This window comes from Flavobacterium agrisoli, assembly GCF_016522065.1.
Classification (GTDB): domain Bacteria; phylum Bacteroidota; class Bacteroidia; order Flavobacteriales; family Flavobacteriaceae; genus Flavobacterium; species Flavobacterium agrisoli.
In genome coordinates, this window is the sequence record NZ_JAEHFV010000001.1 from 816,267 (window position 1) to 840,369 (window position 24,103).

Annotated in this window: 22 protein-coding genes; 7 read left to right on the top strand and 15 right to left on the bottom strand. The window is 34.3% G+C overall.

Going from position 1 to position 24,103, the window contains the following annotated elements; all coding sequences use genetic code 11:
* The first annotated feature begins 1 nt into the window (after position 1).
* From I5M07_RS03430 to I5M07_RS03445, 4 genes are all read left to right on the top strand, one after another.
* Positions 2–376: a DNA topoisomerase IV gene (locus I5M07_RS03430; protein ID WP_200104790.1), complete on the top strand. Its 375-nt coding sequence runs from the start codon at positions 2–4 to the stop codon at positions 374–376.
* Between the two features lie 25 nt (positions 377–401).
* Positions 402–1,166: a TerC family protein gene (locus tag I5M07_RS03435; protein ID WP_200104791.1), complete on the top strand. Its 765-nt coding sequence runs from the start codon at positions 402–404 to the stop codon at positions 1,164–1,166.
* Positions 1,167–1,255: 89 nt separating this feature from the next.
* On the top strand, positions 1,256–3,175 hold the full coding sequence (locus I5M07_RS03440; protein ID WP_200104792.1) for a DUF294 nucleotidyltransferase-like domain-containing protein: 1,920 nt from the start codon (positions 1,256–1,258) through the stop codon (positions 3,173–3,175).
* A gap of 4 nt (positions 3,176–3,179) precedes the next feature.
* Positions 3,180–3,815, top strand: a complete 636-nt coding sequence (locus I5M07_RS03445) for a 3'-5' exonuclease (RefSeq protein WP_200104793.1) — start codon at positions 3,180–3,182, stop codon at positions 3,813–3,815.
* Between the two features lie 25 nt (positions 3,816–3,840).
* Here I5M07_RS03445 and I5M07_RS03450 read toward each other — a convergent pair whose 3' ends face one another.
* The 7 genes from I5M07_RS03450 to I5M07_RS03480 all read right to left on the bottom strand — a co-directional run bounded on the left by I5M07_RS03450 (position 3,841) and on the right by I5M07_RS03480 (position 13,030).
* The gene (locus tag I5M07_RS03450) at positions 3,841–6,540 is read right to left on the bottom strand and encodes a DNA gyrase/topoisomerase IV subunit A (RefSeq protein WP_200104794.1); all 2,700 of its coding nucleotides are present in this window, start codon (positions 6,538–6,540) and stop codon (positions 3,841–3,843) included.
* Between the two features lie 82 nt (positions 6,541–6,622).
* Entirely contained in the window at positions 6,623–8,488 is a 1,866-nt protein-coding gene (locus tag I5M07_RS03455; RefSeq protein ID WP_200104795.1) for a DNA topoisomerase IV subunit B, read from the bottom strand.
* A gap of 158 nt (positions 8,489–8,646) precedes the next feature.
* Positions 8,647–9,828 (bottom strand): nicotinate phosphoribosyltransferase, encoded by a 1,182-nt coding sequence (gene pncB, locus I5M07_RS03460; RefSeq protein ID WP_200104796.1) that lies wholly within the window; start codon positions 9,826–9,828, stop codon positions 8,647–8,649.
* A 4-nt stretch (positions 9,829–9,832) separates the two neighbouring features.
* Positions 9,833–10,363 carry an NADPH-dependent FMN reductase gene (locus I5M07_RS03465; protein WP_200104797.1) on the bottom strand — a complete coding sequence of 177 codons (531 nt, stop codon included), beginning with the start codon at positions 10,361–10,363 and terminating at the stop codon, positions 9,833–9,835.
* Complete coding sequence (locus I5M07_RS03470) at positions 10,360–11,295, bottom strand: YihY/virulence factor BrkB family protein (RefSeq protein ID WP_394369041.1); 936 nt, start codon at positions 11,293–11,295, stop codon at positions 10,360–10,362. The genes I5M07_RS03465 and I5M07_RS03470 overlap by 4 nt, the downstream gene beginning before the upstream one ends.
* 157 nt (positions 11,296–11,452) lie before the next feature.
* Entirely contained in the window at positions 11,453–12,655 is a 1,203-nt protein-coding gene (locus tag I5M07_RS03475) for an ammonium transporter (protein ID WP_200104798.1), read from the bottom strand.
* A 36-nt stretch (positions 12,656–12,691) separates the two neighbouring features.
* Positions 12,692–13,030, bottom strand: coding sequence for a P-II family nitrogen regulator (locus tag I5M07_RS03480; protein WP_200104799.1), 339 nt, complete (start codon positions 13,028–13,030; stop codon positions 12,692–12,694).
* Positions 13,031–13,431: 401 nt separating this feature from the next.
* Between I5M07_RS03480 and I5M07_RS03485 the strand changes: the two genes are divergently transcribed.
* Positions 13,432–14,151: a hypothetical protein gene (locus I5M07_RS03485; protein ID WP_200104800.1), complete on the top strand. Its 720-nt coding sequence runs from the start codon at positions 13,432–13,434 to the stop codon at positions 14,149–14,151.
* A gap of 92 nt (positions 14,152–14,243) precedes the next feature.
* Here I5M07_RS03485 and I5M07_RS03490 read toward each other — a convergent pair whose 3' ends face one another.
* Positions 14,244–15,407, bottom strand: coding sequence for an MFS transporter (locus I5M07_RS03490; protein WP_200104801.1), 1,164 nt, complete (start codon positions 15,405–15,407; stop codon positions 14,244–14,246).
* Between the two features lie 280 nt (positions 15,408–15,687).
* Between I5M07_RS03490 and I5M07_RS03495 the strand changes: the two genes are divergently transcribed.
* Both I5M07_RS03495 and I5M07_RS03500 read left to right on the top strand, forming a co-directional pair.
* The gene (locus I5M07_RS03495; RefSeq protein WP_200104802.1) at positions 15,688–17,946 is read left to right on the top strand and encodes a TonB-dependent siderophore receptor; all 2,259 of its coding nucleotides are present in this window, start codon (positions 15,688–15,690) and stop codon (positions 17,944–17,946) included.
* A 121-nt stretch (positions 17,947–18,067) separates the two neighbouring features.
* Complete coding sequence (locus tag I5M07_RS03500; RefSeq protein WP_200104803.1) at positions 18,068–18,493, top strand: HIT family protein; 426 nt, start codon at positions 18,068–18,070, stop codon at positions 18,491–18,493.
* A gap of 61 nt (positions 18,494–18,554) precedes the next feature.
* On the opposite strand, the gene I5M07_RS03505 is transcribed toward I5M07_RS03500, so the two are convergent.
* The 7 genes from I5M07_RS03505 to rsfS form a co-directional block, all read right to left on the bottom strand.
* Complete coding sequence (locus I5M07_RS03505; RefSeq protein ID WP_200104804.1) at positions 18,555–19,334, bottom strand: superoxide dismutase; 780 nt, start codon at positions 19,332–19,334, stop codon at positions 18,555–18,557.
* A complete protein-coding gene (locus I5M07_RS03510; RefSeq protein WP_200104805.1) occupies positions 19,324–19,611 on the bottom strand; it encodes an acyl-CoA-binding protein in 288 nt (95 codons plus the stop codon). The genes I5M07_RS03505 and I5M07_RS03510 overlap by 11 nt, the downstream gene beginning before the upstream one ends.
* Positions 19,612–20,268, bottom strand: coding sequence for a phosphatidylserine decarboxylase family protein (locus I5M07_RS03515; protein WP_200104806.1), 657 nt, complete (start codon positions 20,266–20,268; stop codon positions 19,612–19,614).
* Entirely contained in the window at positions 20,258–21,061 is an 804-nt protein-coding gene (locus I5M07_RS03520) for a phosphatidate cytidylyltransferase (protein WP_200104807.1), read from the bottom strand. The genes I5M07_RS03515 and I5M07_RS03520 overlap by 11 nt, the downstream gene beginning before the upstream one ends.
* 1 nt (position 21,062) lies before the next feature.
* The gene (locus I5M07_RS03525; RefSeq protein WP_200104808.1) at positions 21,063–21,665 is read right to left on the bottom strand and encodes a lactate utilization protein B/C; all 603 of its coding nucleotides are present in this window, start codon (positions 21,663–21,665) and stop codon (positions 21,063–21,065) included.
* 113 nt (positions 21,666–21,778) lie between these two features.
* Positions 21,779–23,695 (bottom strand): ATP-dependent zinc metalloprotease FtsH, encoded by a 1,917-nt coding sequence (gene ftsH / locus I5M07_RS03530; protein WP_200104809.1) that lies wholly within the window; start codon positions 23,693–23,695, stop codon positions 21,779–21,781.
* Between the two features lie 15 nt (positions 23,696–23,710).
* Complete coding sequence (rsfS, locus tag I5M07_RS03535) at positions 23,711–24,082, bottom strand: ribosome silencing factor (protein ID WP_200104810.1); 372 nt, start codon at positions 24,080–24,082, stop codon at positions 23,711–23,713.
* Positions 24,083–24,103: the final 21 nt, after the last annotated feature.

A 24,103-nucleotide genomic window follows, 5' to 3' on the forward strand; every position in this document is an offset into this window, starting at 1 on the left:
AATGAAAAAATTAATTGCGCTTGTACCTTTCGTAACACTCATTTCGTGTTATCAAACCGAACACAATTGTAAAGATTTTAAAACCGGTAAATTCAAATTTGAATACCAAGTAGATGGTGTTACCAAAACCACTATTTTTGAACGTAAAGATAGCATTGAAATTGAGACTTTCGAAGGAAAAACAGACACCGCCTCGATTCGTTGGGTAAGCGATTGCGAATATGTTTTACAAAAATTACATCCGAAAAATAAGGCTGAAGAAAAGGCAATTAGTATGAAAATTTTAACCACCCAAAAAGATTCGTACACGTTTGAGTTTGGTTTGGTCGGATCGGATCAGAAACAAAAAGGAACTGTTACCCGAGTTTTAGAGTAAATTAAGTGAACAAATTAATATAAAAATGGAAGTTTTTTTAAATGCAGACGCTTGGATAGCCTTATTAACCTTAACCTTTCTGGAAATTGTTTTGGGTATCGATAACATCATTTTTATATCGATTGTAACCGGAAAATTGCCAGAGGAAAACCGTAAAAAAGCCACACGAATTGGTTTGTTTTTGGCCATGTTTATGCGAATTGGCTTGCTAATGGGAATTTCATATTTAATTGCCATGAAACAAACTTTGTTTGGCGTAAACTGGAGTTGGTTTTCGGCGGAATTTACGGGTCAGGCGTTGATTTTATTTGCTGGAGGTTTGTTTTTAATTTACAAAAGCACCAAAGAAATTAGCGAAAAAGTAGACCATCATGGTGCAGAAGAAAAAACCTTAAAAACGGCTGCTAAAAAGTCATTTTCGAATGTTATTGTTCAGATTTTATTAATCGATTTGATTTTTTCGGTGGATTCTATTTTAACGGCAGTTGGGATGACTAATGGGGTTCAAGGTGCGCTTACGATTATGATTACCGCTGTGGTTATTTCGGTTTTAATTATGATGTTGTTTGCCGTACCCGTTGGTAATTTTGTTAATGCAAATCCGTCGATTCAAATTTTAGGACTCTCTTTCTTAATTTTAATTGGTTTTATGCTCATTACCGAAAGCATGCACTTATCCGAAGCGACTTTGTTAGGCGAACACATTGGCGCCATTCCGAAAGGTTATTTGTATTTTGCCATTGCTTTTTCGGTGGCGGTAGAATTTATTAATATGAAAGTTCGAAAATAAACCAATCTATTTTTGATATATTAAGCTCCATCAAGGGGCTTTTTTTATTTTATTTTTTAGCTTTACAAAACTAACTAGCTGTATCAATAATGAAAAATACAATCTCACAACGAGTTGCCGATTTTTTAAAAAATTTCCCCCCTTTTACTTTATTAAGTAAACGTGATTTAGAGGTGCTTTCTGAGCAAATATCAATTGTTTATAAAGATAAAGATGCTGTGATTTTTGCCGAAAATGATAAAACACACGATTGTTTTTATGTGGTTCATAAAGGGGCTGTAGCTTTAAAAAAAAATCAAAATCATGACATATTAGACATGTGCGATGAAGGTGATATTTTTGGTTTGCGTCCGCTTTTAGCACAAGAAAATTATGTCATGCAAGCCAGTGCTCACGAAGAAAGTATTTTATACGCTGTTCCGATTTCGGTTTTCAAACCCTATGCGTTGGAGAATAAAGCTATTGGGAATTTTTTGATAGAAAGTTACGCTTCCAATACCAAAAATCCGTATTCGGATATTCATAAAGATAAATTATACGGTGAAATCCTGGAACATGAAGTGCATTCGGAAAAAGAAATTTTTGACCTTCAACCTATTAAATATTCCAAAAAAATTGTCACTTGCAGTCGCTCGACAACCGTAAAGCAAATTGCCGAAATTTTAACCAAGAAAAAAGTAGGAGCTATTTTAATTGAAGACGAAATGCTTCCAATTGGCATTATAACCGATAAAGATTTACGCAATAAAATTGTAACCGGTCAATATCCAATTACCACTACAGCCGAAACCATTATGACTTCGCCGGTAATCACTTATCCCAAAAAACTTACGGTTACCGAGGCGCAAATGGCCATGATGAAAAGCAATATCAGTTATTTGTGTTTGACCAAAGATGGTACTCCGAATACTAAAATTGTGGGTATTTTATCCAAACACGATTTAATGGTGACACTCGGAAACAATCCTGCGGTTTTAATCAAAGCGTTAAAACGAGTTACCAAAGCCAAAGAAATAAAGCCCATTCGAACCCGAATTATGCAATTGTTGCAAGGTTATTTGGATCAAAACATTCCGATGACACTCATTTCCAAAATTATAACCGAATTAAATGATGCTTGTATAACCCGCGTCATCGAAATTTCGTTAGAAAAAATGAGCAGTCCGCCACCAGTAAAATTTGCCTGGTTGGCTTTAGGAAGTCAAGGTCGAAGTGAACAAATGTTACATACCGATCAGGACAACGCTATTGTTTATGAAAATGTTTCGGAAGTTTTTGAGGCCGAAACAAAAATCTATTTTTTAAAATTTGCATCGCTGGTAAACAAAGGTTTAAATGCCATTGGTTATGATTATTGTCCGGCCGAAATGATGGCTTCTAACCCGAAATGGTGTTTGAGTTTAGACGAATGGAAAGAACAGGTTCATCATTGGATTACCAATCCTGGCAAAAATGAAGTATTGTTATCTTTCATTTTTTTTGATTATAGTTTAACGTATGGCGATGCCGAATTGGTTAATCATTTATCCGAATATATTTTTACAGATGTAAAAGCAAATCCCGATTTTTACCGTCATTTGGTTAGTGGTGCTTTGCAAAGTCCTTCTCCTACTGGTTTTTTTAGGCAATTCTTGGTAGAACAAGACGGAGCTAACAAAGATCATTTTGATATAAAAAGGCGTGCCTTGATGCCACTTACCGATGCCGCGCGTTTGTTAATTTTATCGCATTCAGTAAAAGGTATTAACAACACGGCCGAACGTTTTGAAAAATTAGCCGACTTAGAGCCGCAGAATGCCGAACTGTTTTTATCCTGCGCGTATTCGTTTAAAGCTTTATTGAAATTTAGAACCAAACAAGGTCTTTTACACAACGATTCTGGTCAATTTATTGCGTTAGAAACGCTTTCTAAAACCGAAAAAATCAAACTAAAAAGTACGTTTAAAACTATAAAAGAATTGCAAGAATTAATTTCGGTTCGATACAACAACGGGAATTTATTAGGCTAAAAATATGAGTATTATTGATAAACTTAAATTTTGGACATCCGAAGACGAACAAAACGAATTACAAGTTCCCATTGAATCGTGCCGGTTTGTGGTTTTGGATACCGAAACAACAGGATTTGACTATGAAAACGACCGTATTTTATGCATTGGAGCTCTAGTATTGCAAAACGGAATTATCGAAATAAATACGGCTTTCGAACATTATATGGATCAAGAGCATTATGATAAAAATTCAGCTCACATTCACGGTATATTACGGAGCGATGTTCTGCATCACCGCTCGGAATTGCAGGTTTTACAACTTTTTTTAGCCTATTTAGGCGATTCTATTATCGTGGCACATCATACTTTTTTTGATGTTACCATGATTAACAAAGCTTTAGCGCGACATGGTTTACCCGAATTAACTAACAAAAAATTAGATACTGCCTATTTATACAAAGAAACCTTAATTAAGTCCTATTTATTTGAAAGGAAAGACCAATATTCCTTAGATGATTTGGCCGATAAATTTGATATTTCAAAAAAGGATCGACACACAGCCCTAGGCGATGCTTACATTACAGCCATTGCCTTTCTGAAAATCATCAAAAGATTGAAAGAAAAAAAAGAACTCGTTTTGGCCGATTTATTCAAATAAAAAAAGCTCCCGAAAGAGCTTTTTTTTATTCTAAAACCAAACCAATTTGGCCGTCATCATCTAATTGGGTTTCTACATTCGTATCGTCCAAAATTATGGTGGAATTTACGGGTTCCTCTTCTGGTTCTTCATAAGGTAAGGATTCTAACAAATTAACTTGTTTTAACTTATCTGCAGTCAATTGATTTCCAAGTGCTTTGATACCTTTTATCGAAATAAATTCTTCTAAATCCACACAAAGGTTTTCTTTTTGAATTCCTTTCACCTTAGCAAAAACAATTTCGGCTACAGGTCGGTAATCTGTCGACACAATTTCTAATTGCGAATTAGGATGTTCGGTAATAAAAAGTTCTTCTTTGCTTTCGTTTTCAACCAAAAAGCGTTTCACATAATACTTTTGTTTTTCACCATCGTAATAAATGGTTGAAATCGGTTTTTTAGGAATCCATTTCTCCAATACAATCATGTCTTGGTCAAAATGCGTAGACAATTCTGGAATAACCACTTTTAACTTGCCCGATTGTGTAATGATTAGCAGCTTATCACTAGGTCTAAATTCGCCCAACAATTCGCCTCTACCGTCTACATTTAAACGCTGTACGGTGTCATCAAACCAAATTTTTCGAGGTAATAAAGTGGAAATTCCTTTTTCTTTGATTTCGATTTTTTTGATAGGATATTTGGTAACTAAATTTCCTTTTGAACCACGACCTTTAATGGCCAAATTGGCAAAATCAATATCAAATTTTAATTTTTTAATACTACCAACTTGACGTAATAATACAGTAATCACCTCGGCTTCTCCGTTAGGATTACAAGTAAAGTACAAAATTTGAGAACCTTTCGTTCCATTGGTTAAATCGTATAATTTATCACGAGTAACTCCCGAAACATTAAAACGTTTGATATAAGATGGCCCCGATTTTCCGTCACGGTACACCATGTTATAAATGGTTCGTTTGTCGCTTTTATCAAAAACAGCCACATGAATGATGTCTTTTCCAACAAAGGTTTTGGCATCGACTTTGGTAATCATCATACTTCCATCTCGAAGAAACACAATAACATCATCAATATCCGAACAATCGGTTACGTATTCGTCTTTTTTCAAGCTTGTACCCACAAAACCTTCCACTCTATCCACATATAATTTGGTGTTTCGTAAAACTACTTTTGTGGCTTCAATATCATCGAAAATACGAAGTTCTGTTTGGCGCTCTCTACCTTTTCCGTATTTTTCTTTTAATTTGGCGAAATAAGAAATAGCAAAATCAGTGATATGCTCCAAATTATGCTCCACTTCTTTCATTTCGTCTTCCAATCTCGCAATCAATTCATCGGCTTTATCCGAATCAAAACGCGTAATACGAATCATTGGAATTTGCGTTAATTTTTGTAAATCGTCATCGTGAATGGCTCTTACAAATGAAGCTTTAAATGGCTCAAAACGATCATACATATAGGCATATAACGACTCTCGATCTCCGTATAGTTTAAAATCGATATACATTTCTTCGCGAATGAAGATTTTTTCTAAAGTAGAAAAATGCCATTTGTTTTTTAATTCTTCTAACTGAATTTCTAATTCTTGTCGAAGCAAATCGACTGTGCGATTAGTCGAAATTTTTAACATTTCCGAAACGCCAATAAACAACGGTTTATTATCTTCAATAACGCAACCTAAAGGCGCCACCGAAGTTTCACAGGCTGTAAAAGCAAACAACGCATCAATGGTTTTATCGGGTGATACACCAGGGAAAAGATGAATTAAAATCTCAACATCGGCAGCTGTATTGTCTTCGATTTTTTTGATTTTGATTTTGCCTTTTTCATTGGCTTTCAAAATACTATCAATTAAACTCGAAGTATTGGTTGAAAACGGAATTTGCGTAATCACCAACGTATTTTTATCCAACTGCGAAATTTTTGCGCGTACTCGAACTCGGCCACCACGCATTCCATCATTATAATTGGAAACATCGGCAATTCCGGCAGTCATAAAATCCGGATAAAGCGTAAAAGGTTTTCCTTTCAAAATTTTAATCGAAGCATCAATTAACTCGTTAAAATTATGAGGCAATACTTTGGTGGAAAGTCCAACGGCAATACCCTCAGCACCTTGTGCTAAAAGCAACGGAAACTTTACCGGAAGATTAATAGGTTCGGCTTTACGACCATCATACGAAAGTCCCCATTCGGTAATTTTTGGCGAATACAAAACATCCAAAGCAAATTTACTCAATCGTGCTTCGATGTAACGAGAAGCTGCGGCACCATCACCAGTTAAAATATTTCCCCAGTTACCTTGGCAATCTATTAACAATTCTTTTTGACCAATTTGTACCATGGCATCGCCAATACTCGCATCACCGTGCGGATGATACTGCATGGTATGTCCCACAACATTGGCCACTTTGTTATAACGACCATCATCCAACTCTTTAAGCGAGTGCATTATTCGACGCTGAACAGGTTTAAAACCGTCCTCAATAGCCGGTACGGCACGTTCAAGAATTACATACGAAGCATAGTCCAAAAACCAGTCTTTGTACATTCCGGTAACTTTGGTAATGGTATCTTCGCTGTTTTCGTCGTTTTCGTAAAAATGCTGCATTCCGCCCGAAGTGGTGATGTCTTCAAAACCTTCTTGATTGGTAGATTCATTTACCGCTTCGTTATTCTCGTCTTCGTTTGGAATAATGTTATCTTCTTCTTCGTCTTTCATTTATTTTAATAAAAAGAATAATGTCTAGTTCGTAATGGTGATGGATTTTACATTTCATAGACACTGTCTACGATTTTCCATCCTAAATTGCTTCCTCGATTGTGTCTAACTCCACCTTCAAATTATTGATGATGAATTCTTGTCTGTCGGGTGTATTTTTACCCATGTAAAAAGACAATAATTGCTCAATGGAAGTGTGCTTGTCCATCATCACGGGTTCTAGTCGGATGGTATCGCCTATGAAATTTTTAAACTCATCTGGCGAAATTTCTCCCAATCCTTTAAATCGGGTAATTTCTGGTTTGGGTTTTAATTTTTCGATAGCGGCTTTTCGTTCTTCTTCGGAATAACAATAAATGGTTTCTTTTTTGTTTCGAACCCTAAACAAAGGTGTTTGCAAAATATACAAATGCCCCTCTTTGATTAATTCGGGAAAAAACTGAAGAAAAAAAGTAATCAACAACAAGCGAATGTGCATTCCGTCGACATCGGCATCGGTAGCGATAACAATGTTGTTATAGCGTAAATTTTCCATGTCCTCCTCAATATCCAAAGCGGCTTGCAACAAGTTGAATTCTTCATTTTCGTACACAATTTTTTTACTCATGCCGTACGAGTTTAACGGCTTTCCTCGCAAACTAAAAACGGCTTGCGTATTAACATCGCGAGACTTTGTAATGGATCCCGAAGCCGAATCTCCCTCGGTAATAAAAAGTGTACTTTCTAAATTTCTAGGATTTTTTGTATCGGTTAAATGTGCGCGGCAATCTCTTAGTTTTTTATTGTGTAAACTGGCTTTTTTAGCACGATCTTTTGCTAATTTTCGAATACCTGATAATTCTTTTCGCTCGCGCTCTGCTTGCAAAATTTTACGCAATAAGGCATCGGCTGTTTCGGTATTTTTATGAAGGTAATTGTCTAAATTGGTTTTAATAAAATCATTTACAAAAGCTCGAACTGTTGGCATTCCAGGTTCTGAACCTATTTCGGTAGAGCCCAATTTGGTTTTGGTTTGCGATTCAAAAACCGGCTCCATCACCTTAATACTAATAGCACTTACAATCGATTTTCGAACATCAGAAGCTTCGAAACTTTTGTTATAAAACTCACGAATTGTTTTTACAATTGCTTCGCGATAGGCGGCTAAATGCGTTCCTCCTTGCGTTGTATTTTGTCCATTTACAAAGGAATGGTATTCTTCGGAATACTGGGTTTTACTGTGCGTTAAAGCAATTTCGATATCATCTCCTTTTAAATGAATAATTGGATATTCTAAATCATCTTCGCTGATGGTTTCTTCTAATAAATCCTTTAATCCGTTTTCAGAAAAAAACTTTTCTCCATTATAAATGATGGTCAATCCATTGTTTAGGTAACAATAGTTTTTGAGCATTCGAACTACATATTCATTTCGGAATTTGTAGTTTTTGAAAATTTTCTCATCCGGAGTAAAAACAACCTTGGTTCCTTTTCGTTTGGTCGTAGTAATAACTTCTTCCTCGAGAACTAAATTACCTGCCGAAAATTCGGCGGCTTTTTGTTGGTCTTCACGAACCGATTCTACCCTAAAATATGTTGATAAGGCATTTACTGCTTTGGTACCCACACCATTTAAACCAACCGATTTTTTAAACGCTAACGAATCGTATTTACCACCTGTATTCATTTTAGAAACCACATCGACTACTTTTCCTAGTGGAATTCCACGACCATAGTCGCGTACTGAAACCGTTTTGTCTTTAATAGTAACTTCGATATTTTTACCAGCCCCCATCACAAACTCATCGATACAGTTATCTAACACTTCTTTGAGCAAAATATAAATACCATCGTCTGGAGAAGAACCGTCACCAAGTTTACCAATATACATCCCTGGACGCATACGAATATGTTCTTTCCAGTCAAGTGAACGAATATTATCTTCCGTGTACTGATTTTGCTCTAGCATATATAAAATGGATTTTTGGCTAATGTACTATATCTCTACAAAAAATGAAAGTCAATTTAGTAAAGATACCAACAAAATTACGCCAAAAACGAAAATTTGTGTCTCTTTAAAAAACCGACTCCTTAAAAATAGAAAAAAAGAATTTCGCTCCAAAAAAATCAAGGTGCAATTCCTAAAACTTGTTGCGCCAAAGCAATCATTTTAGGAGTACCTGTATGCTTGTTTTTTTCGTCAGAAAGTTTCACCACTCCCTCCCAATGGCTGTTTTCGGGTTTGGTTTCCACCAACTTAATCACCATATTCATTGGTTTTAAACCCACATCATTACTAAAATTTGTACCTATGCCGAAAGACATTTTAATTTTACCTCGGCAATAATCGGCAATGACTTTCACTTTATCCATATTGAGACCATCCGAAAATACTATTATCTTAGATTTTGGATCGATGCCCATTTTTTCGTAGTGTGCAATGGTTTTTTTGGCAAATTCTATTGGATCACCGCTATCGTGTCGCACTCCATCAAAAAGCTTCGAATATTTTTTATTGAATTGTTCCAAAAAAACATCAGTAGTATATGTATCCGTGAGGGCAATTCCTAAATCACCTTCGTAAACTTTTGTCCAATTTTCAAGGCTTACCGCGTTGGCCACTTTAAAACCGTATTGTGAAGCATGAAACATGAACCATTCGTGCGCATGCGTTCCCGAGGGTTTTCGATTTAATAACATCGATAGATGTACGTTACTCGTTCCTAAAAAGCTTTTAGCTCCAAATTCTTCAAGTGTTTCGTTCACAATTTGATGCACAGCATAGGAATGACGTCTGCGCGTGCCAAACTCTAAAATAACAACTTCTAAAGCGTTATAATTTTGAATTTTTTCTTTGGTAATTCTTTTTACTTCCTCATCGGAAACTCGAACAAGTTCTTTTTGAGTAGCATAAAAAAGTTCTGAAATTAAAGCCATTAACGGAACTTCCCATAAAATCGTACGGTACCAATACCCTTGAATGGTCACATTTAATTCGCCCCCCTTTTGTTCAATTTCAACTTCGGCGGGATCATATTGATAACCTTGCAAAAAATCCAAATAAGTTGGATCTAGATACGGACAGTTTTGTTTTAAAAATTCTTTTTCGGCAGTTGTTAATTTCAACTCAGCCATAGCATCAACAGCTTCGCGGAGTTTTTTAGAAAAATTTTTCGGAAAAATATGCTTGCCTCTGTTGATAAAGGCATATTTTACTTTTGCATTGGGATATAACTTGATAACCGCATGCTGCATGGTAAATTTATAGAAATCATTATCTATAATAGAGTGAAGTCGAACTGCTGTCATAGTGCTATTTAAAATTATCTGCAATTATTTTTTGTAGCTCCGCTTGCAATTCTTCGTTGGTAATTTCACCATTTTCCAAATCAAAATTATCATTAAAACTAGGCAAAGAATACGTTGCCACTATTTCTGCTCCAAAACGCGGAAAAGCATTATTAGCAATATCCAAAACCGAAGCGCCTCCTCGTGGCCCAGGCGAAGTAGCAAGTAACAACATCTTTTTATCGGCAAAAATATTTTTGGTAATTCGTGAGCACCAATCTAATATATTTTTAAAGGCTACCGAATAATCTCCATTGTTTTCGGCTAAAGAAACTACTAAAATATCGGCCGAAGCCAATTTATCTAAAAATGCTTGAGCCAAATTGTGTTGCCCAATTTCTTTTTCTAAATCGACTCCAAATAAAGGCATTTCAAAATCATTTAAATCGAGCACTTCAACGGTTGCATTTTCGACTAAACTTGAAGCGTAAGTAGCTAATTTTTTATTAATGGATGAAAGACTATTACTTCCTCCGAAAGCGATTATTTTTTTCATTTTTGTGTTATTTTAGGTTCTACTTCTATAATTTCCTTTTTAATTTCGACTGAATATTTATTTGGAATGATGTCTCCTCCGTATTTATTAGCATATACTTTAGTAAATTCTGCTCCAAAATACAGAATTATAGCCGAATAATAAACCCAAACCAGAATAATTACCACCGAACCCGCTGCGCCATAAACCGAAGCAACAGTGGAATTTCCTAAATAATATCCAATTGCAAACTTTCCTAAAATAAATAAAACCGCAGTAAATACCGCACCAATTAAAGCATCTTTAAGACGAATAATTCCGTCGGGTAAGGTTCTAAAAATAATGGTAAATAAAAACGTAATACTGGCTAAAACAAACATGATGTTGATTATGTAGAAAAAATAATAGGAACTCTCGGGAAAATAGACTTTCATTCGGACACTGATTAGGTCTAAAATAGTATTTACAAACAAACTAACCAACATCAAAAATCCAACCGAAGCAATCATTGAAAAAGACATTAATCTATTTTGAATGAATTTTTTCAAACCTTTATTCGGCTTTGCACTAATGCCCCAAATGAAGTTAATGGAACTCTGAATCTCTGCAAAAACTCCCGATGCACCAATTATCAGCATAACCACTCCAAATACGGATACAAAAACATTACTATCGGCTAAGGCTACATTTTTTATGGCATCTTGAATTTGCTTTGCTGCATCATCACCAACTAGTCCGTTAATCTGCCCGTATAATTCCCCTGTAACAGCTTCTTGACCGAAGAAAAAACCACAAATGGTTATGATAATAATCAATAAAGGTGGTAAGGCAAATACGGTGTAATACGATAATGCGGCGCTTAATTTTATAGCATTGTCATCTAAAAAAGCTAAAGTGGCTTCTTTAAATAATTCAAAAGTTTTTATTGCAATGGATTTAATTTTCAAAACCATAATTTTTAATTTATCAACTAAAATTACGGTATTATGCCATATAATACCTTTTATAATTGCTGAAAAAGATTGCATTTTCTCCATTGAAAGCAAAAAAAAATCTGCTACATATTTCAGTAGCAGATTTTTAAATATTAAAAAAAGAGTAAAATTGTTCTTAGTCGTTGTAAACGTTAGATCCATGTTCGTGAATATCTAATCCGTCTACTTCTTCTTCTTTGGTTACACGTAATCCCATAGTTACTTTTAAAATATACAAGATAATGAAAGACGCAACAGCAGCCCAAGCTCCAATTGCAAAAACACCAATTGCTTGTACACCTAATTTATCAAATCCACCACCGTAGAATAAACCACCGTCTGTAGCAAACAAACCAACTAATAAAGTTCCTAATGCACCACAAACTCCGTGAACCGATACAGCACCTACTGGATCATCAACTTTTAATTTTTTGTCAATAAATTCGATTGAGAAAACTACAACAGTTCCACTAATTAATCCAATAATGAAAGCTCCAAACGGACTTACAACGGCACATCCTGCAGTAACTCCCACTAAACCAGCCAAAGCTCCATTTAATGTCATCGATACGTCTGGTTTTTTGTAGATAATCCACGTTACAAACATCGCAGCTAAAGCACCTGCAACACCCGCTAAATTAGTTGTAATAAAGATTCCAGATACGGCAGTTACGTTATCTCCAGAGATTGCTAATTGCGAACCTGGGTTGAATCCGAACCAACCTAACCAAAGAATAAATACTCCAATCATACCTAAAACGATGTTATGACCCGGAATTGCATTTGAAGTTCCATCAGTATTGTATTTACCAATTCTTGGTCCTACCAAAGCAGCAGCAACTAACGAAGCCCATCCTCCAACAGAGTGCACTACTGTTGAACCAGCAAAATCAGTAAAGCCCATTTGAGCCAACCAACCTCCGCCATTCCAAACCCAGCTTCCTGAAATTGGATAAATAACCAAAGTCATTAACAAAGAGAAAATCAAATAAGTGGTAAATTTAGTACGCTCAGCAATAGCTCCAGATACGATTGTAGCAGCCGTTGCAGCAAATACAGTTTGAAAGAACAAACTATGCATTTCTTTTGCATTGTCAAATAGTAAACTTGGCGTTCCAATAAATCCAGAAATAGATTCACCGTACATTAAGGAATAACCGATAGCCCAAAAAGCAACGCTACCAATACAAAAATCCATTAAATTTTTCATGATGATGTTTCCAGCGTTTTTTGAACGTGTAAAACCAACCTCTACCAAAGTAAAACCGGCTTGCATGAAAAACACTAAAATTCCGCAGATTAAAATCCACATTATATCTAATACAGCATTCGTATCCATATATTATATTTTTATAATTTGTAAAAGTTTTTAGTTTTAGTTAACGGCGTCAGTACCGCTTTCTTTGGTTCTTATTCTATAGGTTTCAATGACATCCGAAACAAATATTTTACCGTCTCCTACCATTCCAGTATAAGCCGATTGCAAAATTGCCTCTACAGTGCGATCTAAAAAAGGATCCGAAACTACAATAGACAAGTGTCTACGCTGAATATCGGAAGTACTGTAACTTACTCCTCTATAAACATGCCCTTCTTTTTCGTTACCTACTCCGGTAACATCCCAATAACTAAAAAAGTTTACACCAATTTGATGTAAAGCAACTTTTACATCTTCGAATTTTGACTTTCGAATAACTGCTTCAATTTTTTTCATAATACTGTTGGTTTATATTTTGATTTCGGGGGTAAAAATATATTTTTATTCTCATACCCCCTAATTTTTATGGGTAGCAAAACGTATTTTTATGTTTTTATAATTTTACACCCTATTTTTTTAATACTAAAACAGATTAGATATATTAAAAAAAGCAAAAACACAACAAAACAGATTGAATTCAGAACGCTATCAAAACCATTTGAATTTTAGGGGTATTGCTTTAATTAACGAAAAAACAACTGCTAAAGTCATAAAAAACAAAAACTAACCTACTAATTCACAATTATTTAAAACGCATAATAATCTCTTATTAAAATTAAATCTAAATAAAAATGAAGATTTACAAGTTTAATTTTAAATTTGCAAAACACTTAAAATTCAACTTTTAGATCATTATTATGAAAAAATTAAAAAATGCTGCTTTAATAATAGCCTTGCTTTTTGCAACCACTACTTCGTTTGCCCATGCCTTATGGATTGAAACAAATGCAAACGGAAACAAAGGTAAATCACAAGAAATCAATGTTTACTTTGGCGAATTTGCCGATAATGACATTACGCCTGCTGCCAAATGGTTTTCGGATTTGAAAGATTTTAGCTTAATTGCCATTTCGCCTTCTAAAAAAGAAATCAAATTAGAGTCAAAAATGTTAGACAACAAATACCAAGCGATTTTTACACCAGAAGAGGAAGGGGTTTATACTATTGTAATGCACCATTTGGTAAAAGATGTTTACGGAACTATGAAATTAGACTATAATTCAAGTACCACCGTAGCGGTAGGAAAAGCAGTTACCGGAAATGTTGCCGAAAACAATAACAATGAAATTTCAGTTTTTAATTCGAATCCTACTTCATTAAAAAAAGATAGTCCCGTAACACTTGTTGCTCGTTACAAAAATCAAATTGCTAAAAGTCAAAAAATTAAAGTAATTGCTCCAAATGGTTGGGAAAAAGAATTGTGGAGTAATGATAAAGGTGAAGTAACTTTTACTCCTATTTGGTCAGGAAATTATATGGCCGAGTTTGCTATAACTGAAAAAGAAGCAGGTGAGCATAACGGTAAAAAGTTTGATGAAGTCTGGAAAATGGCTACTTATAAACTTATCGTAAAATAATTTTTTCACTACTACTTAAAACATTCTTTTAAACAGAGGAAATTCTCCAAGTTTAAAAGAATGTTTTTTTTATACCTAATTTTTAAGTGTCCTTAATTAGGTTCTTCTATTTTTGTCACCATTTTTATCATGAGTCCGCCCAAAAGGGACATAATTAAAAAAGACCACTTCATACTTAAATATTCCGATATAAAACCAACCATTGGCGGAACAAGTAAAAATCCCAAATACCCAATAGTAGAAATCGAGGTTAAAGCTGTTCCTGTACTTAAATTGGAAGATTTGCTAGCTATACTAAACACCAAAGGAACAACACACGAAACCCCTACTCCAATTAAAACATAACCTACAATCGTTGGATAAACATAAGGCAATACAAAACAAATAAGAAACCCCGAGGTGATTAATATGCCGCTATAAAGCAACATTTTTTTTGTACCATATTTCATTACTGCCGAATCGCCTAAAAAACGTCCTAAAGTTACAGCCGTCATAAAAAACACAAATGCTGCTGTGGTTAATTTAGGTGAAGCATGCAAAACATTTTGAAAATAAATTCCGCTCCAATCATACATGGTGTTTTCGCAAGCCATGGCTACAAAACAAATTAAAGCAAACTTAATCATACTTTTTTCGGGAATTGTTAGGAATTTTTTCTTGGCTTGAGGAACCGGTTCTGTTAAAATTGCCATCGGATAAAAACAAACTGTAACAGCCATCATGGCCAAACTAATTCCGAGCAAATGCATGGAAGGCGCAATGTGTTGTGTTACCATTACATATCCGATACCAGCACCCGTAAATCCCGCCAAACTCCAAACAGCATGAAATGAAGTAATTATCGATTTTTTATATAATTTTTGAACCTCGAGTGATTGTGCATTTATCGATAAATTGAAAATATTTCGAGAAGCACCAAAAATTAAAAGAATGCAAACCAACTGCCAAACCTGACTCGCAAATCCGGGTAATGCTAACATCACATTAAACAACACAGCTCCTAAAACCATACAATAACGACTACTGTATTTGTTTAATAATTTTCCGGTAAATGGCATTGTAAACATCAAACCAACAGGAAAAGCAAACAAAACGGTTCCGAATGCTGCTTCGCTTAATCCAAGCTGATTTTTAATATCTGGAATTCGAGAAGCCCAAGACGAATAACCAAAACCCGAAACAAAGAAAAAGATGGTATTGGCAAGTCGATATGCTTTGGGTGTATTTTGGATTTTTTTAAAATAGGAAATGAGCATGAAAATTTCTTCGATTTAAGGCCGCAAATATAGGCTTTAAAATCGGATTCAAGACGGAAATCATTTAAAACAAATCTAAAAAAAACCAGCTTTTTTTTAAGTAAAAAATACAGAAAAATATAACCAAATTCTAAGATAAAAAAGTATCTTTTTCAAAACAAAATGAAAAAAAAATGTTACAAAATTATATTAAATAAATCTAAATTAATAGTTAAAATCTAAAATTCTCCTATTACATTTGCAGCCGGAAATTATTTTTAATTATTCTTAATAAATATTTATGAGATTTATTTTAGTCCTTGGAATTTCGATACTAAGCCTAGGTGCTTATGGTCAAAAACACAACAGCAAACAAAAAGCTGTAAACGATACCATTACTTCAAAAGAAGCTGAAAGCTTAAACGATGTAATTGTAACAACCAACAAATCTAAAAAACCCGTTACTGCCGCACGTTCTGGAATTAAAGTAATGGATTTACCACAAAGTGTACAGGTTATTAGTAACGAAGTTATCGGGCAACAACAAGCCATTCGTTTGAGTGAAGTAATTAAAAATGCTAATGGTGTTTATGTGGGTTCAGCTCGTGGTGGTGCTCAAGAATCATTTTGGTCTAGAGGCTATGATATGGGAGCTAATAATATGCTTAAAAATGGTTTTCGTTACAACTCAGGTTCTATCCCCGATGTGGCTTCTTTAGAAAAAGTTGAGTTTTTAAAAGGAGGTTCTGCTTTGTTGTACGGAAATGTGGCTCCCGGCGGTATTTTGAACTTAGTTACCAAAACACCTAAATTTGAAAAAGGGGGAGAAGTTTCAATGCAAGTAGGAAGTTTTGCTTTTTACAAACCAACTGTAGACTTTTACGGTCCGTTGAGCAAATCAATCGCTTACCGAGTGAATGCTTCTTATGAAAATTCGGAAAGTTTTAGAGATGTAGTTAAAAACGAGCGTTTCTATTTTAATCCGTCTTTTTTATTTAATATTAGCGACAAAACTAAAATTACGGTTCAAGGAGATTATTTAACTGCCGATTGGACTCCCGATTTTGGAACTGGAATGATCGGGACAGAAATTTTAGATTTGCCTCGAAATGCATTTTATGGTGCTTTATGGTCAAATGGAACTACCAAATCGGCCAGCGCCTCTGCCCTTTTAAACCATGATTTCAATAAAAATTGGACCTTGAATTTTAATACTTCTTTCCAATCGTTTGACAGAGGAAATTATTCTACTGCGCAATTATCTGGATTGGATTCTTATGCGGTTCCTGGTGACTGGAATCGATCTTTAGCTAAAAACAAGAATGAGGAAGCGATTTTTGGTGAACAATTGAGCTTACAAGGAAAATTCAAAACCGGAAGTGTAAAACACCAAATTTTTACAGGAGCTGATTGGGAAAATTCATTTGCTACTTCTTATACCTTTACCTTCAATGAAAAATATGTAATGGATGCAAACGGTAAATACTTGCCTACCATTTATGACAATATAAACTTATTCACTTTCGATCCAGCAATCCAAAGAATGGATATTCCTTCTTCAGCTAGAGCTACGCAAATTGCTAAAACAGATACGGATCGTTTTGGTGTCTATTTTCAAGATTTAATTTCATTTACCGATCAAATTAAACTTTTAGCAGGTATTCGTTGGTCTTGGCAAGAATCAGAAGTAACTACGTATAAAGAAACCAACGGAAATGGGCAACCAGAAAATGGTATTCCAACTGTAGGAGCTAAAAAATTAGATAATGCTTTTTCACCTAAAGTGGGATTAGTGTACCAACCAACCAAAGATGTTTCGTTATTTGCAAGTTATTCTAACTCTTTTAGTCCAAACACGGGAACCACAGTAGACTTACAACCCATTAAACCTTCTATGATTGACCAATACGAGGCAGGAATCAAAACCGATTTCTTTAAAGGATTGTTAACCACCAACGTAACGGTTTACCGCATTACAAACAGTAATTTAGCACAAACTGCCGAATTTAAAGCTGATGGAAGTTTAAATAGTGATACTAGCATCAAAACCTTGAGTGGTGAAACTAGAAGTGATGGTGTTGAAGTTGACTTTAGTGCTCGTCCGATTGAAGGTTTTAATATTAATGCAGGTTATAGCTATAACAACATGATTTACACGAAAACATCTGGATTAAACGGGAGTTTTATTGAAGGTGATCGTTTGACAAGAACACCAAAAAACACGGCTAACCTGAGTTTCTTTTATACGGTTCAAGCTGGATTTTTTAAAGGAGTGGCTCTTGGTGCTATCGGAAATTACATAGGTGATCGTATGGGAGGTTGGAACGACCAATATAATTCAAATACAACCCTTTATCCTGACGGAATTAACCACAGAGAAATTCCATTAGATGGATACACTACCGTAGATGTTTCAGCTGGATATACCTGGAAAAAAATATCGTTATTGGTTAAATTATCAAATATTACAAACGAACTTAATTATACTGTACACGAAAACTACAGTGTAAATCCAATTGCGCCAAGACAAGTAATGGGAAGTTTGAAATACAAGTTTTAAGAAATAAGAACATTTCAAGATTATAAAAACTTTTTCTGATAATTCATCTCGAAGAATCAGAAAAAGTTTTTTTATTTTTATTGCAAATATTTCCAATTATTCACCAACCAAATACAACAACATGATTTCACCGGTTTCAGAATGTTTATATTGTCAGAACAACGACACTTTACATGATTTAATGATTAAAATTACAGATTTGCAAGTGGCGCAAGTTTTTCTTTTTAAAGAACAATCGCATTTAGGACGATGCAATGTAGTTTACAAAGATCATGGAATAGAATTATACGAATTAAGCGATGCACAACGCAATTTATTTTTTGAAGATGTAGCCAAAGTTGCCAAAGCAATTTCCTTAGCGTTTGAACCTAATAAAATCAATTACGGTGCTTACAGCGATACTTTATCACATTTGCACATGCACATTGTTCCTAAGTATCAAGATGGTTTTTGTTTTGGAAGTGTTTTCGAAATGAATCCGAAGAAAATTTTCCTTTCGGATGCTGAATACGAAGAGGTAATTCAAAAAATCAAATCGAATTTATAAATCAAATAATGTTAATTTAGCAAAAAAGAGCTTGTTACACAATGTAATAACCTCTTTTTTGTTATCTCTTAATCTTGGTTAAAGCTTCCTTATAATTTTCATTTACTTTTTCCCAGTCAATAATTTTGAAAAAAGCATCAATATAATTTTTCTTTCGATATTGATAATCCAAATAATAGGCATGTTCCCATAAATCTAAAGCTAAGATCGGAATTCCGGGCACCAAAGCATTTTTCATCAACGGATTGTCTTGATTATCCGAAGTGGTAATTTGTAATTTCCCTGCTTTATCTACGACCAACCAAGCCCAGCCCGAACCAAATTGTTTATTAGCTCTGCTTTTAAATTGTGAAGTAAAATTGGCAAAAGAACCAAAATCTTTCTCGATAGAACCCGCTAAAGTATCAGTAGCCACATCCCTACCTTTAGGAGTCATGCATTTCCAATATAAAGTGTGATTATAATAACCACCAGCATTATTGCGGAGAGCAGCATTATTCAAATCTAATTTAGACAAAATATCTTCAATTGTCATATTTTCATATACTGTGCCTGCTACCGCTTTATTTAAATTATTCGTGTAACCTAAATAATGTTTCGAATAGTGTGTTTCTAATGTAAACGAACGAATTGTAGGCGCTAAAGCATCATAAGCATAGGGTAATTTTGCTACTGAAAAAGAACCTGGCTCTGCCTTAACATCCATTGGGCTACCGATTATCACTTTCTCTTCTTTTGTAGGAAGCGGTACTTCTACAACTTCAACCAATCGATCATCTTTACAAGATATTATTGAGAAAACACTACAAAGAAAAACCGCTAAAAGTAATTTATTTTTCATACTCAGAATTATTTTCGTTTATAGAATAAATCAAGTCAATATACGCTTCTTTAGCTTCATCTATAGAATAATGGCTAATTTGCATCCAGGCATTTGTTTTAAAAGCACTACGCAAATCAATATCGTTTGATTGATTGTATTTTGCCGTACCAATTGTAGCTTGTTTGTAAAAAGCATACAAACGCAATTGCACATCTTGAGGCAAAGAAGCTTGCGTCATCGTTGAAGCTAATGCTACAGCTTCATCAAAACGAATATCCAAATCTTTTTGAGTCATTTACTCCTTTTTTGCAATAACCGTTTTTCCACCAATTGCTTTTTGATTAAGAACTACATTTATCGGAGTTCCAATTGGTAAAAACAAATCTACACGAGAACCAAATTTAATAAAACCGGCATCTGTACCTTGAATTACTTGCATTCCTTCTTTGGCATAATTTACAATTCGTTTTGCTAAAGCTCCCGCAATTTGTCGGTACAAAATAGCGCCAAAAGTTTCATTTTCTACCACAATGGTAGTTCTTTCATTTTCTTCACTAGCTTTTGGATGCCAAGCTACTAAAAATTTACCAGGATGGTATTTACTAAACTTTACCAATCCACTAATAGCGTAACGCGTTACATGAACATTTATAGGTGACATAAAAATAGAAACCTGAATACGTTTGTCTTTAAAGTATTCCGATTCGTATACTTCTTCAATTACCACTACTTTTCCATCAACAGGAGCCACAATTGTATTCGAATCTAAAACCGCTGATCGCTTCGGGTTTCTAAAAAATTGCAATACAATGATTAAAACCAACAATGCAGCTATTTGTAATGTCATTCGCAACCAAGTAGTCTCTGTTATAAAATAATCCGAAAGTAATAAAACTACTGCCGTGAAAATAGTGGCTAAAAAAATCGACGCTGTCCCTTCTTTATGAAACATAATATAAAATTTGATATAATAAAAATACAATTGGTGCTACAAATATAATACTATCTAAACGATCTAAAACCCCTCCGTGACCTGGCATTATAGCACCACTATCCTTCACTCCCGCAACACGTTTAAATTTTGATTCGACTAAATCGCCTAATGTACCAAAAATAGCCGCTATAATAGCAATATTAATCCATACATAACGCGCCCCTTCTATATAGTATTCGGAGATTACAAAACTAGCGATTACTGTAAAAACTACTCCACCAACAAATCCTTCAATGGTTTTCTTTGGCGAAATTTTCTCAAAAAGTTTGTGTTTTCCAATTGATTTTCCGACAATGTAAGCAAAGGTATCGTTGGTCCAAATTAATATAAAAATACTAATAATTATTTTAGGGTTGTAACCTCTAATACCGAACGGAATTTTGGTAATAAAAATAAAAGGCAAAATGATATATCCAATTATATAAAAATACTTTTGATATATACTCATTTCGGAACTTTCTTCTTCAAATAAAAAAAAGAGGCATTTTACGGTGGATAACAATGCTATAAATAACAAAACCTGATCGTAGGTACGATCTAAATGGCTAACATAGGCTAACGTATAAAGTGTAGCAGCTAAAAAAGTTGGAAAAATGACATTTGTTTTAATTAATAAGCAAAACTCATATATAGCAATTAAAAGAAATACTCCAAATAATAAAAAGAAACTATCTGTAGAAAATCGTATGGAGGCAACTAATAATAGGATGTAGACTGCTCCAGAAAGTGCTCTCTTGAGGGTTTCATTCATATTACAAATCTTCTAGCAGCAATAAATACAAATTTTTTGCAACGCTACCGTATTGTGTAAAATCTTCGTCTTTCGCTTTTTCAAAATATTTCATCGCCGTGATGTTGGTTGGAATATCCTTATCGTATTTGCGCTTAATAGCAGTTAAGGAATCGCTTTTAGCTGGTAAAATTTGACTTGTTGTAGCCACAATCACGATGTTAATTGGCAAATCATTAGGCTTGTGTTGTTTAATTTGTTTGGATGAAAATAAAATTGAGCCTTCTTCGGCAATTAAATTTTCACAAGCAGCTAATAAAAATCGGGGTTTTCTGATATTTTGGTAAGGTAATTTATTTTCTTCTAAAAGTTTAAAAAGTCTCGTTTCATAGCATAAAACTTCATTTTCGAACCAATCGTTTTCGGCTAAAATATTTTCAAATTGTTCGCTAACTTCTTTTAGATTTTCACAGTATAAAAATTTACCTCCATTTTTTTTAAAATTAAAAATGAATTGTTCGTCTATTGAAAGATTAGATTCGGCGGCTGCATGGTAATATTCACTGCTATTTTCTTCTTCTGAAGAATCAGTACTAGAGCCAAATATTTTTTTAAAAAAATTCATTATCTAAGAAGTATTTTACAAATTAATTGAAAACGTTCAAAGATAAAAAAATCTTAATTCAAAAGCGGGTTTTGAATTAAGATTTTATACATTATACTGTTAATAACTAAGTGTTATGAAACCTGTTCTTCTAAATTTTTATCAAAAGTTCTCTTACCAAAGATTGCTTCTAAATCATCTTTAAAAATCACTTCTTTTTCTATCAGAATATCAGCAAGTTGAAACAATTTATCTTTATTATGCTCTAATAATTCGATAGCTCTTTGATATTGACCTTCGATTAAATCGGATATTTCTTTGTCAATTATCTTCGCCGTATCTTCTGAATAAGGTTTAGAAAAATTATAATCGGTTTGCCCACTTGAATCATAATAGGTAACATTTCCTATTTTATCATTCAAGCCGTATACGGTAACCATTGCTTTTGCCTGACGTGTTACTTTTTCCAAATCACTCAATGCACCAGTTGAAATTCTATTAAAAGCTACCTTTTCAGCCGCTCTTCCTCCCATAGTAGCACACATTTCGTCTAACATTTGGTCGGGTCTTACAATTTGTCTTTCTTCTGGCAAGTACCAAGCCGCTCCTAAACTTTGTCCACGTGGCACAATAGTCACTTTAATCAACGGCGCTGCGTGCTCTAACATCCAACTTACGGTAGCATGACCCGCTTCGTGAATAGCAATTGCTTTTTTCTCTTCTGGAGTAATAATTTTATTTTTCTTTTCAAGACCTCCTACAATTCTATCAACGGCATCTAGAAAATCTTGCTTATCAACTGCATTTTTATCATTTCGAGCCGCTATCAATGCCGCTTCGTTACAAACGTTAGCAATATCAGCTCCCGAAAATCCAGGAGTTTGCTTCGCTAAGAAGTCCAAATCAAGGCCTTCTACTTTTTTAATAGGCGCTAAATGCACTTTAAAAATCTCAGCACGCTCGCGAATATCTGGTAAATCAACATAAATTTGTCTGTCAAAACGACCAGCACGCATCAGCGCTTTATCCAATACATCTGCGCGGTTTGTTGCTGCTAAAACGATTACATTCGAATTACTTCCAAATCCATCCATTTCAGTCAAAAGCTGATTAAGAGTATTCTCCCTTTCATCATTACCACCCGACATATTACTTTTTCCACGAGCACGACCTACAGCATCAATTTCATCAATAAATATAATTGATGGTGATTTTTCTTTTGCTTGCTTAAACAAATCACGTACACGCGATGCTCCTACTCCAACAAACATTTCAACAAAATCAGATCCTGAAAGCGAGAAAAAAGGTACTTGAGCTTCTCCAGCTACCGCCTTAGCTAATAATGTTTTACCAGTTCCTGGAGGCCCTACTAGCAAAGCTCCCTTTGGAATTTTACCTCCTAAATTGGTGTATTTTTCTGGATTTTTTAAAAACTCAACAATTTCCTGAATTTCTTCTTTCGCTCCTTCTAAACCAGCTACATCTTTAAAAGTGGTTTTAATATCGGTTTTTTCATCAAATAATTTCGCTTTTGATTTCCCAATATTGAAAATTTGACCACCACCACCAGCAGCTCCACCTGACATTTTTCGCATGATAAAAATCCAAACTCCAATAATGATAATAATCGGTAACAAGCTGATTATAATATCACTCCAGTCACTTTTTTTCTCAAAATTGTAGCCTTTTAATTTCCCTTCTTTAACTGCATTTTCCAGTTTCGATTGAAATATTTGATCATTACCAATTTCTAAAGTGTAATGAGGTCCTTTATTTGGCTGATCAAAAATATCTTTTGCCACTTTGGCATTTTCTTTTTCTTTAAGTGCCTCTGCTTTTAAATAAACTTCGGCTTCCGATTTATTATAAACTATAACTTTTTCAATTTGCCCTTTTTCTAAAATTTTATTAAAATCAGAAGATGTTAGCTGTGCTGGTTCTTGAAAACTAGATCCGCCAGTTGCAAAACTAATAAACAAGAAAACCAGTAGTATTGCACTGTATACTAACCAAGGACTTATTTTGAATTTATTTGGATTGTTATTCGCCATTTGATAAATTATTCTTTAGTATTTATTTTCGATTGTAGTGATTTTTGCATCACCCCAAAGACTTTCAATATTGTAATATTCTCTGATGTGTTTTTGAAAAACATGCACTACAATATGCACATAATCCATCAAAACCCATTCGGCATTGTCGGTTCCTTCAACATGCCAAGGTTTGTCTTTTAATTCTTTTGATACCGTTTTTTGAATAGAATTTACGATAGCATTTACCTGAGTATTGGAGCTACCATTGCAGATTACAAAATAATCACACACCGAAGTGTCAATTTCTCGCAAGTCTAATATTTCGATGTCATTTCCTTTTACTTCTTCAATTCCTTTTATTATGTTCGCTAGGAGAACATCATTATTAACAGTCTTTTTCGCCATGAATTATTTATATAAGTTTGT